Source organism: Candidatus Soleaferrea massiliensis AP7 (assembly GCF_000820765.1).
Lineage (GTDB): Bacteria > Bacillota > Clostridia > Oscillospirales > Ruminococcaceae > Soleaferrea > Soleaferrea massiliensis.
In genome coordinates this window covers 155,990-174,073 of record NZ_CCYH01000038.1, presented here as the reverse complement: position 1 = coordinate 174,073, position 18,084 = coordinate 155,990, and the positions used below count along the sequence as shown (strand labels likewise).

Annotated in this window: 10 protein-coding genes; all 10 read left to right on the top strand. The window is 54.0% G+C overall.

All coding sequences use genetic code 11. From position 1 onward, the window contains the following. Positions 1–191 precede the first annotated feature (191 nt). The 10 genes from BN348_RS10100 (at position 192) to BN348_RS10055 (ending at position 17,835) form a co-directional block, all read left to right on the top strand. The gene (locus BN348_RS10100) at positions 192–4,016 is read left to right on the top strand and encodes a glycoside hydrolase family 97 N-terminal domain-containing protein (protein WP_040197824.1); all 3,825 of its coding nucleotides are present in this window, start codon (positions 192–194) and stop codon (positions 4,014–4,016) included. 496 nt (positions 4,017–4,512) lie between these two features. Further along, on the top strand, positions 4,513–8,403 hold the full coding sequence (locus tag BN348_RS10095) for a glycoside hydrolase family 97 N-terminal domain-containing protein (RefSeq protein WP_040197823.1): 3,891 nt from the start codon (positions 4,513–4,515) through the stop codon (positions 8,401–8,403). 904 nt (positions 8,404–9,307) lie between these two features. Beyond that, on the top strand, positions 9,308–9,973 hold the full coding sequence (gene rpe, locus BN348_RS10090) for a ribulose-phosphate 3-epimerase (protein WP_040197822.1): 666 nt from the start codon (positions 9,308–9,310) through the stop codon (positions 9,971–9,973). Positions 9,974–10,047: 74 nt separating this feature from the next. Further along, a complete protein-coding gene (locus BN348_RS13295) occupies positions 10,048–11,283 on the top strand; it encodes a 4Fe-4S dicluster domain-containing protein (RefSeq protein WP_052446876.1) in 1,236 nt (411 codons plus the stop codon). A gap of 57 nt (positions 11,284–11,340) precedes the next feature. Then, entirely contained in the window at positions 11,341–12,324 is a 984-nt protein-coding gene (locus BN348_RS10080; RefSeq protein WP_156136494.1) for an RnfABCDGE type electron transport complex subunit D, read from the top strand. Next, the gene (locus BN348_RS10075) at positions 12,308–12,967 is read left to right on the top strand and encodes an Rnf-Nqr domain containing protein (protein WP_040197820.1); all 660 of its coding nucleotides are present in this window, start codon (positions 12,308–12,310) and stop codon (positions 12,965–12,967) included. Before BN348_RS10080 ends, BN348_RS10075 begins: the two co-directional genes overlap by 17 nt. A 13-nt stretch (positions 12,968–12,980) precedes the next feature. Next, the gene (locus BN348_RS10070) at positions 12,981–13,577 is read left to right on the top strand and encodes an Rnf-Nqr domain containing protein (RefSeq protein ID WP_156136493.1); all 597 of its coding nucleotides are present in this window, start codon (positions 12,981–12,983) and stop codon (positions 13,575–13,577) included. Positions 13,578–13,686: 109 nt separating this feature from the next. Continuing rightward, positions 13,687–14,931 (top strand): putative glycoside hydrolase, encoded by a 1,245-nt coding sequence (locus BN348_RS10065; protein WP_040197818.1) that lies wholly within the window; start codon positions 13,687–13,689, stop codon positions 14,929–14,931. Between the two features lie 509 nt (positions 14,932–15,440). After that, positions 15,441–16,814 carry a bifunctional UDP-N-acetylglucosamine diphosphorylase/glucosamine-1-phosphate N-acetyltransferase GlmU gene (gene glmU, locus BN348_RS10060; RefSeq protein ID WP_040197817.1) on the top strand — a complete coding sequence of 458 codons (1,374 nt, stop codon included), beginning with the start codon at positions 15,441–15,443 and terminating at the stop codon, positions 16,812–16,814. Between the two features lie 64 nt (positions 16,815–16,878). Beyond that, the gene (locus BN348_RS10055) at positions 16,879–17,835 is read left to right on the top strand and encodes a ribose-phosphate pyrophosphokinase (protein WP_040197816.1); all 957 of its coding nucleotides are present in this window, start codon (positions 16,879–16,881) and stop codon (positions 17,833–17,835) included. Positions 17,836–18,084 lie beyond the last annotated feature (249 nt).

Genomic DNA, 18,084 nt, shown 5'->3' with positions numbered 1-18,084 from the left:
ATTGAATTTTTATATATAAAATTTAAAATCATAGAATTTTACTATAAAATAAGTAGAAAATTGCATGGAAAAGATGAATAAATCATTATATAATGGGAATGCGGCAAGCGATATCAAATGCAGTGTTCGCATAAGAATGCTCATTTTTATATCTCAAGCCAGCAAATAAAAAAGAAAGGTTGTTGTGTGTAGTGAAAAACAAGCTGAAAAAATGGATGGCCAATATTCTTGCAGTGGTCATGATCCTTTCGACTGTTCCGGCCATAAGCTTTTCCGCGCTGGCCCAGAATTCGGATAACTGGAGATATCTGGACGAACTGGAGTGGGAGAGTGCAAAAAGCAGCTGGACAAACGGAGAGGTTTTCAAAAACAGGAACCTGTTTGGACAGCCGCTGTCCCTGCTGGATTTGGAAACGGGGGAGAAGAGAGAGTATGAGCATGGGCTGTTTGTTCTCACCCCTTCCGAAGTGACCTATGACATCATCGAAAACGCGATGGTGTCCTTTTCGGCAAGCTTTGGCATCGACACCGCTGTCGGAGCCGGCGGACACACGCAGTTCCAGGTTTACGGGGACGGCGAGCTTCTGTTTGAGTCCGATTATATCAGCGGAGCAGACGGCATCCAGAACACCGGCGTCATCGACCTGACCGGCTATCAGACGCTCCGCCTGGTCGCCAACAGTGCAGGTGCGGACTGGGCCGAATGGGCGGATGCAAAGGTTGAGATCGACGAGAATGTTTTGAACAGAATCTCAAAAGTGGATATGAACATCGATAACAGCGCCATTCAGATTGGCGAACAGGCGCAAGTCTCCGTCTCTGTAAAACGCGTGAGCGGAGAGGAGGCCGGCCTTTCAGAGCTGGACAGCCTGCGCTTCTCCTCGGACAATGAAGCGGTAGCCACTGTGGATGAAAACGGACATGTTTCCGGTGTGGGGGACGGAATCGCCAGGATCAAAGCGGTAGCTGAACTGGACGGCGTTGTGCGGGAAGGTGTTATCATGATTCTGGTCGGAACGGGTTCCTCCGAAGAATCGTGGTCGGTCATCTCTCCGAACAGGTCGAACAGCATCATCTTCACGCAGGGCGAGGACGGCAGTGTCCGCTACATGGCCGCTGCGAATGGCAAACTCGCCGTGGACGCTTCGAAGACCGGATTGGATACCAGCCTTGGCGACTTCTCGGCGGGCCTCACCTATGTGGGACGCGAGGACCGGGAAATCGACGAGACCTACGATGTGATTTCGGGCAAGCAGTCCACCTTTATCAACCGGGCAAGCGAATCAAAGCTGAAATTTGAAAAGGACGGCGTGCGGTTCAACATCATTGTGCGCGCCTACGACGACGGCGTGGCGTTCCAGTATGAGATCATCGGCGAAGACGGGCAGGCGCTTGTTATCAGCGGCGAAGACACCACCTACGATCTTCCGGCGGGTTCCTATACCTATTCGCAGGCTTACATAACCAACTGCTACGAGAACTATTACCGGATGGCATATGTCTCCGAACTGAATGGCAACTATGGCTGGAGTTTCTTATATCAGACGCCGGACGACATCTGGGTGATGCTCGGCGAGGCAAAGCACACCGGCGAATACATCGGCGTTCTGCTGGAAGCGGACGGAAGCGACGAGCTTCAAACGGCGTTCGTTGCACCGGATACACCCGCGACGACCGCCCCGTTCAACTCGCCCTGGAGGGTGATGGTCCTGAGCACCCCGGAACAGATCGCCAACACGCAGATCTTTGAAAACCTCAGCGATCCGTGCAGACTGGAGGACACCTCCTGGATCGAACCGGGCGTCACCAACTGGACCTGGCTCAACGGCGACCGGTGCGACGATCTCGAAACCTACAAGCGGTATGTCGATTCCGCCGTGGAGATGGGCTGGACCTATGTATTGATGGACGAGGGCTGGAACATCGGCGGCAGGGATTATGACCGCTTCGCCTTCCCGGATTGGTACGAAGAGCTCCATGCCTATGCGGAGGAAAAGGGCATCAAGCTGCTCGCGTGGTTCCACAAGAACGCGTTCAACACCGAAGAAAAACGGCAGCGGCTGATTCCGATGATGAAGGAAGCGGGCATCGCGGGCCTGAAGATCGACTTCTTTGACGGCGAGACGCAGGACCAGCTCAAGCTGTATGAAGCCTTAACGGAGCTTACGGCCGAATATCAGCTGGTCGTCAACTTCCACGGCTGCAACCTGCCCACGGGAGAGAGAAGAACCTGGCCGCACATCTTAAACCGTGAAGGCGTGTTTGGCGCGGAGAACAAAAGGCCGGACGCCGTTCATTACAACATCCTGCCGTTTACAAGAAACGCGGTGGGCCCGATGGATTTCACACCGCTCTACTCGGACGGCGTGATCTCCGATGCGGGACACCTTGCGACCGCAATCACCTATGAATCGGGCATTCCGTGTCTGGCGGGCAAGCCGGCGGAATATAAAAACAGCGCCGCGCTTGACTTCTTCCGGAACATCCCCGCAGTCTGGGACGACTCCACCGTGCTGGAAGCAAATCCGGGCGAGTATTACACCGTGGCGCGCCGCAGCGGCGAGAGCTGGTATGTCGGCGGCACCACCGTCAACAAGAGGACCGCGGCGGTCGACCTGAGCTTCCTGGGCGGGGGCGCCTATTACGCGTTCATCTACCGGGATGGTTCATCCAACCGCACGATTCTTGCGGATACCAGGCAGGTGACCAGTGAAGATGTCCTGCATATCGACTGCCTGGGAGCGGGCGGATTTGGCATCGAGCTGATCAAAGGCGTTCCCACGCAGGCCGGGGAGATCATACTGAGCGACAGCGAATTGACCATGGAAGTCGATTCCAGCCAGGCCGTCACCGCGAAGCTGAGTCCCTCCGGTACAGATATTTCCAAGGTCAGCTGGATATCCAGCGATGACAGCATAGCAACGGTCGACAAGGGCGTTATCACCGCGCACGCGGAAGGCACCGTCACCATCACCGCGGCGACCGGTCTCCATCAGGATGTCACGGCGGAATGCAGGGTGAACGTTGTGAAGAAATCGATCGTCCTGTATGACAACTGGTCCATCATCCGGAAAGACGCGAATGCGTTCACCTTCGGCGGTGACAGCGTCACAATCTGGACGCAGGGCGGCGATATGTACGGCTCGAGCAGGGATGCCAGAAACATCTTCCTGACAGACCCGGGCGCCGGTGATTTTGTTGTCACAACCAAGCTGCACTTCGCGCCGGCTCAGAATTATCAGTCAGCCGGCCTGATCGTATATGCCGGAGACGATGCGCTGTTCACCGTCCTGAGAAGGCACCATTCCGGATTGGGCGGCAAGGTCATCGGAACGCTCAATAAGAATCCGGGATCCTCCGAACAGAAGTCCGTTGAAAAGCATCCAGAGCAGGATGTTTACCTGAAGCTTGAAAAGGCTGGCAGCCGGCTGACCGGCTCTTACAGCTATGACAATGTGAACTGGACGGTTGTCGAACAGGCGCAGACCAACAGCAGCCTGGATGTGAGCAGTGTCAAGGTCGGATTGTTTGCCGCAAGCGGCGGAGACGCGTCTTCTGCTCAGCTTGGTGAGCCGGCGACCTTTACAGAGTTCAAGGTCAACGGCGAAGCTGTTCCGTTTGCGTATGCCAACAGCTACGAAACCGAACTGAACATCACCGACAAGGTGATCACCGACGCGCCTGCCGAAACTTCGGCGGAAGCGTACAAGGCGATGTTCGACACCACCGCACCGATGAGCGTCACCGACAAGGACGGCAATGAACTGGCTGACGATGCGCTTGTCGGAACAGGATGCATCGTCACCGTCGGAACCGATGTGCTGATGGTCGTCGTACCGGGCGATGTCGACTCAGACGGCAAAGTCGGCGTGATGGATCTGCTGACCATGAAGAGCGGCATCCTTGGCAGAATCGAGCTGGCTGACGCAAACGTGATGGCGGCGGACCGCCATGCGGACGGCGTCATCAACATCTTCGATCTGGTACAGCTGAAGCTCGACATCCTCAAAGGATAATAAACCCTGATATTGATGAACCTCAAGCGGCTATAGCCGCTTGAGGTCTATTTTATGTTAAACCTTCCAGCTGCGCTGCTGAAGGTATCCTTGTCAGCTTTCGTTTCAGGCATTCGAGAAGCGAATGGCCATTCGAATTGTTTCTCTGCGGCTGAACGGATATCATACAGAACCGCTTTAGCGGCTGCGTGGGATGGGCGGATGTGTTGTACTGTGCCTTTTGAGGAAAAAACGGCGTCATTCCTTTTTGGAGCGGTATACGCCGTCCGCTCAACGGATAACTTACATTTAACGCAAAGTTAACGAAAAGAATTTTTGGTATTTATTTTTGAAGAGAATAGTTAATATGTTAAAAATCGTAGATATTTACATGTAAATGCGTAGAATATTACATGGAATATCAATGAACAGCATGATATAATAAAATAAGTTCTGTTAAAACCTTATTCCTTGCAGCATCACTAAAAGACAAAAAATGAAAAAAGGTGGTATGAAAATGAAGAAAAAACTGAAAAAACTGCTGGCCAATGTTTTGGCGGCCGCAATGGTTGTATCCGCAGTGCCGGCCATGAATTTTGTGGCTTCCGCTGAGGATACGGATCAATGGAGGTATATTGACCAGATTGATTGGACAAGCGAACAGTCCGGCTGGAGCGGCTATCCGACGCAAAAGGGGAAGACCGTTACCGGCGAAACCTTGACACTGCGCGACGCGGAAGCTGGAACCAATCGGACGTTTACCCATGGTGTTGGCAGCCACGCATATTCGGAGGTGGTTTACGACATCGAAAAGGAAGGCATTGTCGCGTTCCAATCCAGCTATGGCGTAAATGCGTATAACGGAGGCACAGCCGCCAACACCATGGGTTCGGTGCAGTTCAGAGTCTATGGCGACAATGAGCTTCTGCACGAATCGGGTGTTTTAAAGGCAAACGACGGCATACACAGTACAGGGGAGATCGACCTTTCCGGATACAAGAAGCTGCGTCTTGTCGGTACGGACGGCGGCAACGGCAACAGCCAGGACTGGGTGGACTGGTGCGACGCGATGGTCAAAATTGACCCGGCGGTTTTGCAGCAGCTTTCCAGGGTGGAAATGACGGTCGACAGCTCTGTCATCGCGGTTGCGGAACAGACCAGCGCAAACGCCGTGGCAAAACGCAAAAGCGGTGAGGTCATCGATTTTGCAAAGGAGGGCAGTTTGACCTATTCCACCAGCGATGAAAAAATCGCTTCGGTCGATCAGAATGGCATCATCACCGGTATAAGCGACGGCATGGTACAGATTACGGCGACAGCCCAGCTGGACGGCCTGGTGGAAAAAGCGTCCGTAACCATTGTGGTTGGAACCGGCGTTTCCGAAAACGGATGGGCGGTATCCTCCCCGGACGCAAAGAACAGCCTTCTGTTTATGCAAAATGCGGACGGCGGCGTCGAATATATGATCATTGCCGATGGAAAGATCGCCATGTATCCGTCCAAAACCGGCCTTGACACCAGCATTGGCGATTTCTCGACCGGCCTTACCTATGTGGGACGTGAAGATAAGGTGATCGATGAGACCTATGAGATGCTCTCCGGCAAGCAGTCCACCTTTGTCAACAAGGCAAACGAGACCACCTTCCAGTTTGAAAAGGATGGCGTACAGTTTAACATCGCTGCGCGGGCCTATGACGACGGCGTGGCCATCCAGTATCAGATCATCGCGGAGGATGGACAGAGAATTGTCTTCAACGATGAGGATACCACCTTCAGCCTGCCGGCAGGTTCTTTTGCCTATGCCCAGCCGTATTCGAGCAACTGCTACGAAGCGGTGTATGATCAGAAATATGTCTCCGCGCTGAACGGCAACTACGGTATGACCTTCCTGTACAAAACCCCGGACGACGCATGGGTGATGATTTCGGAAGCGAAACACACCTCCCAGTACACCGGTCTGATGGTCAAGGCAAACGGCAGCGACGAATTGAAGGCTGCTTTCGCCGCGCAGCAGAATGGCAAACCGAGCACATCCGCTCCATTTACTTCGCCGTGGCGCGTAATGGTGCTGGATACCCCGGAAAAGATTGCAAACACCCAGATCTTTGAAAACCTGAGCGATCCGTGTGTGATTGAGGATACCTCCTGGATCGAAGCCGGCCTTACCAGCTGGACCTGGCTGAACGGAGACCCGGTCAATAGCGGCGAAACCTACAAACGCTACATCGATTTCTCAGCGGAGATGGGCTGGACCTATATCCTGATGGACGACGGCTGGAACATCGGCGGCAACAACTATGACCGCTTTGATTTCCCGTCCTGGTATGACGATGTATACAGCTATGCACAGGAAAAGGGCGTCAAGCTGCTGGCATGGCTGCACAAAAATATGCTGAACACTGCGGAGAAGCAGCAGAACCTGATTCCAAGACTGGCCAAAGCGGGCATCTCCGGCTTGAAGATCGACTTCTTCGACGGCGACACCCAGAGCCAGATTCAGCTGTATGAGGATCTGATGAAGATTACAGCTGAAAACAAAATGGTTGTCAATTTCCACGGCTCCAACCTGCCGACCGGCGAAAGAAGAACCTGGCCGCACATTTTGGCGCGCGAAGGCGTATTCGGCGGCGAGTATCAGCATCCGGTACACCGCAGACCGCCGAACGCACAGCATTATAACACGCTGCCGTTCACCAGAAACGCAGTCGGACCGATGGACTTCACCCCGCTTTATTACAACCCGAACGTCACCGACACCGCGTCCCTCGCATCTCTCGTCACCTTTGAATCGGGCATTCCGTGTCCGGCGGACAAACCTGCGAAGTATCAGGAAAGCACGGCGTACGATTTCTTCAAAGATATCCCGGCTGCGTGGGACGATTCGGTTGTTCTGGAAGGATATCCGGGCAAGTACTTCACCGTTGCGCGCCGCGGCGGAGAAACCTGGTATGTCGGCGGCACAACCGTGGACGCCAGAACGGCAGCCGTGGACCTGAGCTTCCTGGGCGAAGGCGACCACTATGCATTTATCTACAAGGATGGCGCGGATGCCAGAGCCATCGATACCAGCATTGTCAAGGTTACCAATGAAGACGTCCTCGAAATCCCCTGTGCCAAGGCCGGCGGCTTCGGCGTTAAAATCGTCGACAGGGCGCCGAGCCAGGCGGATGAAATCATCCTGAGCGCCACAGAACTGAACATGGAAGTGGAAAGCAGCGCGACCATCACCGCAACGCTCAACCCAAGCGATGTCGATATCTCAGCCATTACCTGGAGTTCCAGTGATGAGAGCATCGCATCTGTCAACGCGGGCGTCGTCACGGCGCACGGCAAAGAAGGCGTTGTCACCATTACAGCAACCACAGGTCTCAATCAGGATGTCACAGCATCCTGTGTAGTCAACGTGGTGAAGAAGGCATACATTCTCGGATCGGATTGGCGTATCCGCAACGAATTCAAAGGCGCTTATCAGATCAACGGAACGGATAACGTGACCATCTGGCCGCAGGAAGGCGATGCCTGGGGCTCGGGCCTTACCACCCGCAACCTGTTCCTGAGGGAAGCGCCGGGCAGCGACTTCACTATGACCACCAAGCTCCATTTCTCACCGCAGAAACACGCAGACTCGGCCGGCCTGGTCGTTTTGGCGGCGGACAATGTCGACGCGCTGTTCACCGTTTTCAGAAGATATCACAACAGCATGGGCGGCAAGGTCATTGCCACCCTCAACGAGACGCCGAACGGCGTTGAAAAATGGGTCAGAGATGAGCAGCCGGATCAGGATGTGTATCTCAAGCTCGAGAAGACCGGCAACAAGCTGACCGGTTCTTTCAGCTACGACAACGAAAGCTGGACGGTCATTGACAGCATCCAAACCAATGACAGCCTGAATGTCGATGACCTTCGAATCGGTCTCTACTGCGGAACCGGCGGCGCTCCGAATTCCGACGCGCTGGGCGCGCCGGCGACCTTCACAGAGTTTAAAGTGAACGGAGAAGCGATCCCGTTTGCATACGATAACAGCTACGAGACGGGACTTAACATTAAAGACAAAGTCATTACAAACGCGCCGGAAGCCACCACAGCAGACGAATTTGCGGAGCTGTTTGGCACCACCGCACCGATAAGCATTACCGACAAAGACGGCAATGCGCTGGAAGCCGGGCACTTGGTTGGCACCGGATGCATCGTCACCGTGGGAACCGACGTCCTGACGGTCGTGGTACCGGGCGATGTTGATGGAGATGGCCGGAAGGGTGTCATGGACCTGATGGTGCTTAAACAGACCATCCTTACAGCTTCGGAACTCGACACGCCAAACTTTAAGGCGGCAGATATGGATGAAAACGGAAAGCTCAACATCTTTGACCTGCTGCGCATCAAACTGAACATCTTAAACGGAAACTAAATATCATGGAAAAATCCCGGCCGGTCTTTTGACTGGCCGGGATTTTTTGTTGGAAATCAGAGGTTGAGCCAGCGAAAGTGTCATGCTTTGACTTCAAGAAAGGAGCAGCGCAAAATGACAATCGATGTTGTTCTCATATCCATTACAACGATATCTGCGGTTGATTCTGAAGCTTGGCGGGGCGTGCTTTCTCCATGGAGCGGGCTGCATGGCACTGGGGACAATCGGAACAGGAGGAGACGCAGAAAAACGCATAATATTTTTATTTATTGATTCGGCAGGAAATAAGATGGCCTGAAATACAGAACAGCGTATTCTGCATCGGAAACGCGTGTTTTACGAGTGCATCGGTACAGGCTCCAGGTGCCGGATGGCCGATCTGCCGCATAGGATAGAGGGTGACGATAAGATGCATGCTTGATACAAGGGGTGACAGATTGTCCATGAATAGCCCTGCTGTATGCAAAAGGCCATTGGCCGATGCGGTATGCTTCTTGCCATAGAACAGCAGTACGGATGATATGTCATCTGTGCTGCTGTTCTATTTTGCAGAAACCAAGACTGGAAAGGGTAAAACTGTCCAGAGAAATAGAACGGGAAGCAGAGAAGCGTTGAATGAAACAGCAGGAAGATGGGATAAAACATATGCTGTAAAGGACGATAATGAAGCAGGAGTTTGTAAGCCGGGTATATAGGTTCGGCGCAGACGGTGGCAGCGCGGAACCATGTCGTCCGCCGCGTCGAAAATACGGCCGGAAACGGTGCATTTGGGCCGAAATCAGAGCGGGAAATATTTAAAGTGAACGTTAACAACTTATTTTTAATAACGTGTTGACGAGTTTATGTTCTTGGGTTAAAATAAACTAGTAAAACTATGCTTATGTGACAAAAAGGGGTATACAAATTGATCAAAATTTCACCATCCATGCTGGCGGCGGATTTCGCCAATCTGGAACAGGAAATCACTGCGGTGCAGCTTGCCGGAGCGGATATGCTGCACATCGATGTTATGGACGGGCATTTTGTGCCGAACATCACCTTCGGCCCGGATGTCGTTAAATCCCTGCGCTCCAAAACCGATCTCTTGTTTGATGTCCATTTGATGATCAAGTATCCTCTGCAATATATCGGCGCGTTTGCGAAAGCCGGTGCGGATATCATCACCATCCACTACGAAGCTGCAGACGACGTGCGGGAGACCATCGGCCAAATCCATGCGTTGGGCAAAAAAGCGGGCCTTTCGGTTAAGCCGGGCACGCCGGTGGAGGAAATTTACGGCTTCCTGCCGATGCTTGACATGGCGCTCATCATGACGGTGGAGCCGGGCTTCGGCGGACAATCCTTTATGCGGGATATGCTGCCGAAAATCTCCTCGCTGAAACAGAAAATATTGGACGGCTCCCTGCATATGGATATAGAGGTGGACGGCGGAATCGACAGGAATACCGCGAAGGAAGTGATCGGCGCCGGCGCCAATGTGCTGGTATCCGGTTCCGCGCTGTTTAAACAGAAGGATTATAAAAAGGCAATCGAAGAGCTGCGCGCAACATCGGCGTCCGCGGCTTTATAAATCTGTCGGCACATGGGCCGGGAGAGAAAATTTTCGCCAGCGTCTATGGCGAAACGGCAGGAAATGGAGGTATTATGGCAGTCAATTTGAACACCGGCATCGTGCTGGAGCCTATGAAGGAACCGGCCGTGTCCAGGGGACTGAGAAGCTATTTGAATCCGGAAGAGATCTACGTTCCATGCTATAAAGAGAAGCTGAGAAATATCATGCGCGTGTCCAAGGACCAGCCGGTCTATGTCTATGACGACGGCATGGCGCTGCATGCGGGCATCAACGGACGGTTTGTACGGGATGTGACCATCACAAACCCCGACGATACCGGCAGATATTTTGTCTATAAAAACATGATCGGCTTTGCCGATGTGCAGAAGCCGCAGGAGACCGACCGGATGTCGATCACCGAGATCACCGCGGCGGCAAAAGCGGCGTCGATCATCGACGAGAACGACGGCGTTTACCTGTACAAAAAACTGGAATATGCCCGGAAACACGGCAAGAAGACGCTGGTTGTGGACTGCGTGGAGGATGAACCGTATGTCTCCTGCATGACCAACCTGCTGCTCAAGAACCAGGCGGAGCTGTCCGCCGGCATCCAGCTCGCGGTGCGGGCGATGCAGACCGACAAGGCCTGTATCGCGGTGTATAAGCAGTTCGATGAGTTCAAGACGAAGATCCCGAAGCTGCTGGACAACATCCGCATCAAGAACATCCACGGCAAATATCCGCTGCGCTACCGGCTGAAATACTACTTCAAGGAGCACGACGACATCGTGACGATCAGCGCGGGCGCGCTGGTGCATCTATACCGCGCCTGCAAATTCTCGAAGCCGCAGACCAGCTGCTTTGTCACGGTGGCGGGGGACTGTGTGTCGACGCCGTACAACATCGAGGTGACGATCGGCACGCCGGTCCGGGACCTGCTGCAGTTCTGCGGGCTTAAGCAGGAGCCGGATATTGTGATCTACGGCGGAAGCATGACCGGTCACCGCATCGAGGATCTGGAACAGCCGATTGGGCACACCACCAAGGCGGTTCTGGCCATGAAGACCGATATCGTCGAGAAGAAGACCGCCTGTATCAGCTGCGGCAGGTGCAACGACATCTGTCCGCAGGATCTGCTGCCGCACTTCATCTACAAGTATGCCGAAAGCGGCGTCAAGCATGTCCTCAGCCGCTACAACATCGATCACTGCATCGAATGCGGCTGCTGTTCCTATGTCTGTCCGGCCAATATGGGTGTGGCCGCATCGATCCGGCGCGCCAAGAAACTCATTGGGAAAGAACAGGCCTCCGATAAAAATGGAAAATGATGTATTTATTGAAGATCCTGACAAAGAATAGAGGATAGGAAAGGAGAGCTACAAGAAGTGCAGCATCGAGATTTCAAGGCTCCTTTTATACGTTCCAAGGAGACGGTCCGCACCATGTTCAACGACTGCCTCATCGCACTGTTGCCGCTTTACATCATGGCGTTCTATTACTACGGCTGGCGGCCGGTGGTAATGGCGCTGTTTTCAGTCGCCACCTGCGTGGTGACGGATATCATCTGTGTCAAGGTGTCCGGCAAAAAGCTCAACAAATACGACAATTCGGCGTTTGTAACCGGACTGATCCTGCCGCTTCTGCTGCCGGCAACCGTGCCGTATATGATGGTGTTTTCCGGCGCGGTGTTTGCAATGCTGGTCATGAAGCATCCGTTCGGCGGGCTTGGCAACAACCCGTTCAACCCGGCGGCCGGTGCGTTCGCGTTTCTGGCGGTCTGCTGGCCCAACCTGGTGTTTTCCTATACGGTTCCGCTCGAGCAGCTGCCGGTCTTCGGCGATATTTCGGCCAAGCTGATGGACAGCCCGGCCTTTACGATGCAGCTCGGCGGCATCCCGAACATCAACCCGATCGATATGCTTCTGGGAAACTATCCCGGACCGATGGGCGCGACCAACATCCTGGTCATCTGCGCCTGCTTTTTGTTCCTCATCTTCCGCCGGACCATCCGCTGGGAGATACCGCTGACCTTTGTCGCAACCTGCGCTCTGTTTGCGTTTTTATACCCGCGCATTATGGGCGGACATCTGCAGTCTGTCTACTATGAACTCTCATCCGGCACACTGCTGTTTGCCGGTGTATTTATGCTGACCGACCCGGTCACAAGCCCAACGACCCGGTCAGGGCGGCTGGCCTTCGGCTTTTTGGCCGGCATGGTGACGATGCTGTTCCGCATGTTCGGCGGCTATGAGGAGGGTGTGTGTTTCGCGATCCTCCTGATGAACGCGCTGTCTCCGATGCTGGACCGCTATCTGCCGCTTCTGTCGCGGAGGAAGAGAGGAGGTGTGCAGCATGAATACGAGGTTTAAAAAACGAAAACACTCGGTTGTGCTGCTGCTTCAGGGGCTTCTAGCCAGGAACCCGGTTCTGCTGGGTGGACTGGTGCTGGCCCCGGCCATTGTTGCGGGAACAAGCCTCAAGAACGCCGTCGCGATCACAACGGTTCTGGCGGTTGTCACAATCCCGACCTTCCTGCTCGCGTCCCTGCTGCCAAAAAAACTGCCGAAGTATCTCGGCACGATCATCTGTGTGCTGCTGGCCTGTCTCTTCTACATGCCGGCCATCTATCTGGTCAAGCACACGCTTGGCCCTGCCATCATCGATACGACCGGCATCTACCTGCCGATTCTGGTGTTCAACGGCATCCTGGTTGACCGCGCGCAGCGCAGGAGCTTTAAATGGAATATCCCGTATGCGCTGGTGGATGTGCTGTGCCATGTGGTGGGCTTCGGCGTCATCATCTGCCTGTTCAGCATCTTCCGCGAGATGCTCGGCAGCGGCACCATCTGGGATGTACAGCTTGGCATCTCGACGACGCCCGCGCTGCTCTATCCGTTCTCCGGCTTTATCCTGCTGGCGTTTGCCATGGCGATATGCAAATGCATGAACCGCCTGATGGCGAGGGCGGGACGCAGGATGGAGCAGAAAAAACTGAAAGTCAAACAGAGATAGGGGGCGGGAAGATTTGAGACAGCTTCTATTTGATTTTATGGTTACGGCGCTGATTGCGATCTTTGTGGAGAATGCGGTCTTTGCGCGTGCGCTCGGCAGCACCAAGCTGATGGTGGTGCTGCGCAAGCCCCGTTCGGTTCTGCCGATGGGCGTCAGCCTGACGCTGGTCACCACGCTCTCGGCTGTGTTTGCCTGGACGGCAGGCAGTTTTCTGAAAAACCTTCCGCACCGGTACCTGTGGGAACCGCTGGCCTATGCGGTCTGCGTCATTGTGGTATATCTGATTGTGCGGTTTGCCTGGCTGCAGTTGATGCCGAAGACCTATGAACGGTTCGGCGGCGTGCTGACCACGGCGTCCCTCAACTGCGCGGTGCTGGGCGTTGTACTGCTGAGCGTGCGGCAGTCGATGGATCTCGGGCACAGTATCGTGTTTGGAATCGGCAGCGGCATCGGATTCACCTTTGCCATGCTGCTGGTACGCGAGATTGAGGACCGGCTGATGGCGGCCAACGTACCGAAGGCCTTCAAAGGCCTGCCGATCACACTGCTGTTTGTCGGCATCCTGGCGCTGGCGCTGTATGGCCTGGTGGGCCATCAGCTGCCGACCTGATACATGGAAGGCGCGCGTTCCTCATAATCATATAAAACAATCCTGATATTTCTTTATAAAACTTTGTTGGACAGCTGTATGCATCTACAGCGGATAGGAGGGGTTTCCTTTGGCATATAAGGTTAAAAGACACAAGAAAATCTACCGCAGAAACCGAAGCCGGAGATTTTCACCGCTGCACATCTTCCTGACCATCCTGATCGCGGGCGTGGTGTTTTTTGTCGGATGGAGCGTTTATCAGCCGGTCGTCGATTTTATCACAGGAAAGACGCCTGTTCCGGAGAACACGTCCAGTGCGTCGATGCCGGTATCGGATGCCGGAAGCTCTTCGGAGGTTTCAGAGGCATCCCAGCCGGGCAATACGCCAGAAAATACCGATGCGTCCAAATCGGCCTATCTGCCGGTTGATGTGCTCAAGGACAGCGCAAGGCTTGACAGCTTTTTAAGTTCGCTGGAAGGAAGCCAGATCAACGCCGTTGTGGTGGATCTCAAGGATGAAACCGGTATCCTGCACTACGCTTCCAAGAACGCGCAGGCGGTCTCCGCGGATGCGGTTGCATCGGACGCTGTAGACCTCAGCGCGGTGATCAAGAAACTCAAGGAGCATGGCATGGAGCTGATTGCCCGTGTCAACGCATTCCGCGACCACACGATGCCGTATGCCAATGCCGACATGGCGGTGCGTTACCAGAGCGAGGGCGGTACCCTCTGGCTGGACGACTACTACGAGAATGGCGGCAAAGCATGGCTGAATCCGTATTCCTCCTCGTCACAGCAGTATATCACCGATCTGCTGAATGAGCTGGCGGCGGCAGGCGTCAAGCAGTTCCTGCTGGACGGCGTGCAGTTCCCGGAGGGCGTGGGGCTCAATCTGGCATACTATCCCGGCTCCGGCTCCAAGAGCCAGCAGCAGGCACTCAGCGACTTTATCGGCGCGGTCGACACGGCGATGGAGGAGAAGAACTGCAAGGTCAGCGTCTATCTGCCGGCTGAAGCGTTCATCGGCGACGGGCTTGCGCAGTACGGCGGCAACGCGAAGGGCATCGCCTTCCATGCGGTGACGGTCGATCTGCGTCCGTCGGAGTTTGACAGCGATGTGGAAATTAATGGCGCGAATCTGACCGATCCGGTGTCCAAGCCGTATGAAACGGTCAAGACCATCCTTGGCGCTCTCAAGGCAAGCCTTGGCAGCTCCGCGGAAATTACCGGCGTGATCCAGAGCGACGGCTACACCACGGCGGAGATCTCCGATGAGATCAAGGCGCTGAACGAACAGGATGTGACGGACTATCTGCTGTTCTCGGAAGAAGGCAGCTACAGCTTTGAAAAATCCGGGACATCCGCAGCTTCCTGATCATAACGGGATTTATAAAGAATATCAGCAGGACCGGTATGGGAGTTTCCCATACCGGTCCATTTACGTGGCTGTTTCAGTGTGAGATAAACCATCGGCTCAGCCGGTGGAAACAGCGGTGTTTTCAGCTCGAAACGTCTCCGCTTTTTGGAATCCATGCAGATTTGCCGTCCGCATGAAGCGAAAAAGGAGGCGCTGACGGTGTGGTATCAGATAAAGATGCATGTAATACGGAATCGGAGATATTTTCATAGGGGGACAGCATAGACATTCTTTAGGGAAAATCAACAAAAGTTGACGCGCGATTCTTCATATATCGCAATGTTCTATGAAATATCGTATAGGGGCTTGCAAAAGCATGTAAAAGTTGAGATAATATAAACGTATGTAACGAAATAGAAACGGGTCTTGGGGGGCAAAAGCCAAAACATTTTTATTTCGTAAAAGGTTCCCATATGAATGTGAGAACGACAATCGAATATAGAAAGAAATCCGGGAGGTAATTTTGGATGGAGAACTGCTGTGCTGTCATTTTAGCGGCCGGTGAAGGAAAACGCATGAAATCCTCGAAACCGAAGGTTTTGTGTGAGGTCCTGTTTAAACCCATGGTCAAATGGGTGGTGGATTCCATAGAGAAAGCGGGCATCAAACAGATCGGCGTGATCTGCGGCAATGGCGCGCAGGCTGTACAGGATGCGCTGGGAGAAGGCTATACCTATATCCAGCAGAAAGAACGCCGGGGAACCGGCCATGCGGTCATGCAGGCGAAGGATTTCCTGCATGAATGCGGCGCAAAGCATGTGCTGATCCTCTGCGGAGACGCGCCGTTCATCGATCAGGAAACGATACGGCATGCGTTTGAAGCGCATCAGAAAGCCGGCAATGCGGTGACGGTCATCACGGCAAAGCTTGACAATCCATATGGCTACGGCAGAATTGTCAGAACCGATGACGGGATTGAACGGATTGTCGAACAGGCCGATGCCACGCAGGACCAGCTGAGGATCCAGGAGATCAATTCCGGCGCCTATTGGTTCAGCGTTTCCGCGCTTCTCAGCGCGCTCGAAAAGCTGACGCCGAACAATGCGCAGGGAGAGTATTACCTGACCGATACCGTCAGCATTTTGCTGCAGGACGGCCAGCGGGCGGATGGATACCTTTCCGCAAATCCGGATGTCATTCTGGGGGCAAACGACCGCAGGCAGCTTTTAAAGCTCAATGAGATCGCGCGGATGAAGGTCATCGACAGGCTGCTGGATGAGGGCGTGGACTTTGTCAATACCGACGGCATCGTCATCTCGCCGGATGCCCAGATCGGCTGTGATACACGCATCCTGCAGGGGACGATCATCAAGGGCAGGGTCAAAATCGGCTCCGGCTCGGTCATCGGCCCCAATTCCCTGGTTGAGGACTCCACCATCGGGGATGATACCATCTTCAACGCTTCCCAGGTCTATTCATCGTCCATTGGAAACGGCGTGCGGATCGGACCGTTTTCCCAGATTCGGCCGAACTGCACGATCAGGGACTATGTCAAGATCGGCGATTTCGTCGAGATCAAGAATTCCACGCTCGATGAAAAGACCAGCGTGGCGCATCTGACCTATATCGGCGACAGCGATTTCGGCAAGCACATCAATGTCGGATGCGGCGTCGTGACAGTCAACTACAACGGAAGCCAGAAATTCCGGACAGTGGTGGAGGACGACTGCTTCATCGGCTGCAACACCAATCTGGTCGCGCCGGTCAAGGTGAAGAAGGGGGCCTATACGGCGGCCGGTACAACGGTGACCAGGGATGTGCCGGAGAATTCGCTCGCGGTGGGCCGCGTCAAGCAGGAAAATAAAGAGGATTGGGTTATCCGCCGGTTTTCGAAAAAATAGGGATGGACATCGAAAACGAGGTTTGTATATATAGATAGATAAAATTGAAGGGGAGTTATCAAGCATGAGTTTTCATGGAAAAGAAATTAAAATTTTCTCCGCCAACTCCACACCGGAGATGGCGCAGCAGATCGCGGACATTTTAAACCTGCCGATGGGAAAGAGCAAGGTGGAGACCTTCTCCGACGGTGAAATTGCGGTTTCGATTCAGGAATCGGTCCGCGGCTCGGACATCTTTCTGGTGCAGTCCACCTGCCAGCCGGTCAACAACAACATCATGGAGCTGCTGATCATGATCGACGCGTTCAAAAGGGCATCCGCCGCGCGCATCACAGCCGTCATCCCGTATTTTGGCTATGCCAGGCAGGACAGGAAGGCCAAGGCGCGCGACCCGATCTCTGCGAAGCTGGTCGCCGACCTGGTCACCACAGCCGGCGCCAACCGTGTGCTGACAATGGACCTGCATGCGGCGCAGATCCAGGGCTTCTTCAACATCCCGGTCGACCATCTGCTGGGCGTGCCCGTCCTGGTGCCGTACTTCATCGAGAAGTTCAAGGACAACAAGGATGATTTCGTGGTGGTATCCCCGGACCTCGGTTCGGTTACCCGCGCCAGAAAGTTTGCGGAGCGCATCGACGCACCGATGGCGATTGTCGACAAACGCCGCCAGCGCGCAAATGTCTGTGAGGTCATGAACATCATCGGCGACGTCAAGGGCAAGAAGGTCATCATCGTGGACGACATGATCGATACGGCCGGCACACTCTGCAACTCCGCCGCCGCTGTCGTCGAAAAGGGTGCGACCGAGGTGTATGCCTGCGCAACCCACGGCGTTCTGTCCGGACCGGCGCTGGACCGCATCCAGGCCTCGCCGATCAAGGAGCTTGTCATCCTCGACACCATCCCGATGTGCCCGGAGAAGAAGCTCGACAAAATCACCATGCTTCCGGTGGCTCCGGTCTTCGCGAAGGCGATTGACCGCATCTATGAAGACGAACCGGTATCTCCTCTGTTTACATAATCGAACGATAAGATAAAAAAGGCTCTTCTGCGGCGATGGCGCGGAAGAGCCTTTTTTGTAAGCGAAAATCCCCGGCAATGCCGGGAGTTCCGAAAAAGCTTTAGCGGTGAGTAGAAAAAGCAGAGACTTAAAATAGGCAAAGCGTGAACAATTATGCAAAATAAAAACGGCTATACAAAAGTATACGTTAAGAAGATGTGACAGAGACTAACATTAGGACGTGAACCGCGCTAACTAATATAAAAAGTC

Bases quoted from the DNA above. Each gene is read 5' to 3' on its own strand.
- BN348_RS10095 (WP_040197823.1), top strand. From the start codon at position 4,513: ATGAAGAAAAAACTGAAAAAACTGCTGGCCAATGTTTTGGCGGCCGCA.
- BN348_RS13295 (WP_052446876.1), top strand. From the start codon at position 10,048: ATGGCAGTCAATTTGAACACCGGCATCGTGCTGGAGCCTATGAAGGAA.
- BN348_RS10075 (WP_040197820.1), top strand. From the start codon at position 12,308: ATGAATACGAGGTTTAAAAAACGAAAACACTCGGTTGTGCTGCTGCTT.
- glmU (WP_040197817.1), top strand. From the start codon at position 15,441: ATGGAGAACTGCTGTGCTGTCATTTTAGCGGCCGGTGAAGGAAAACGC.
- BN348_RS10055 (WP_040197816.1), top strand. From the start codon at position 16,879: ATGAGTTTTCATGGAAAAGAAATTAAAATTTTCTCCGCCAACTCCACA.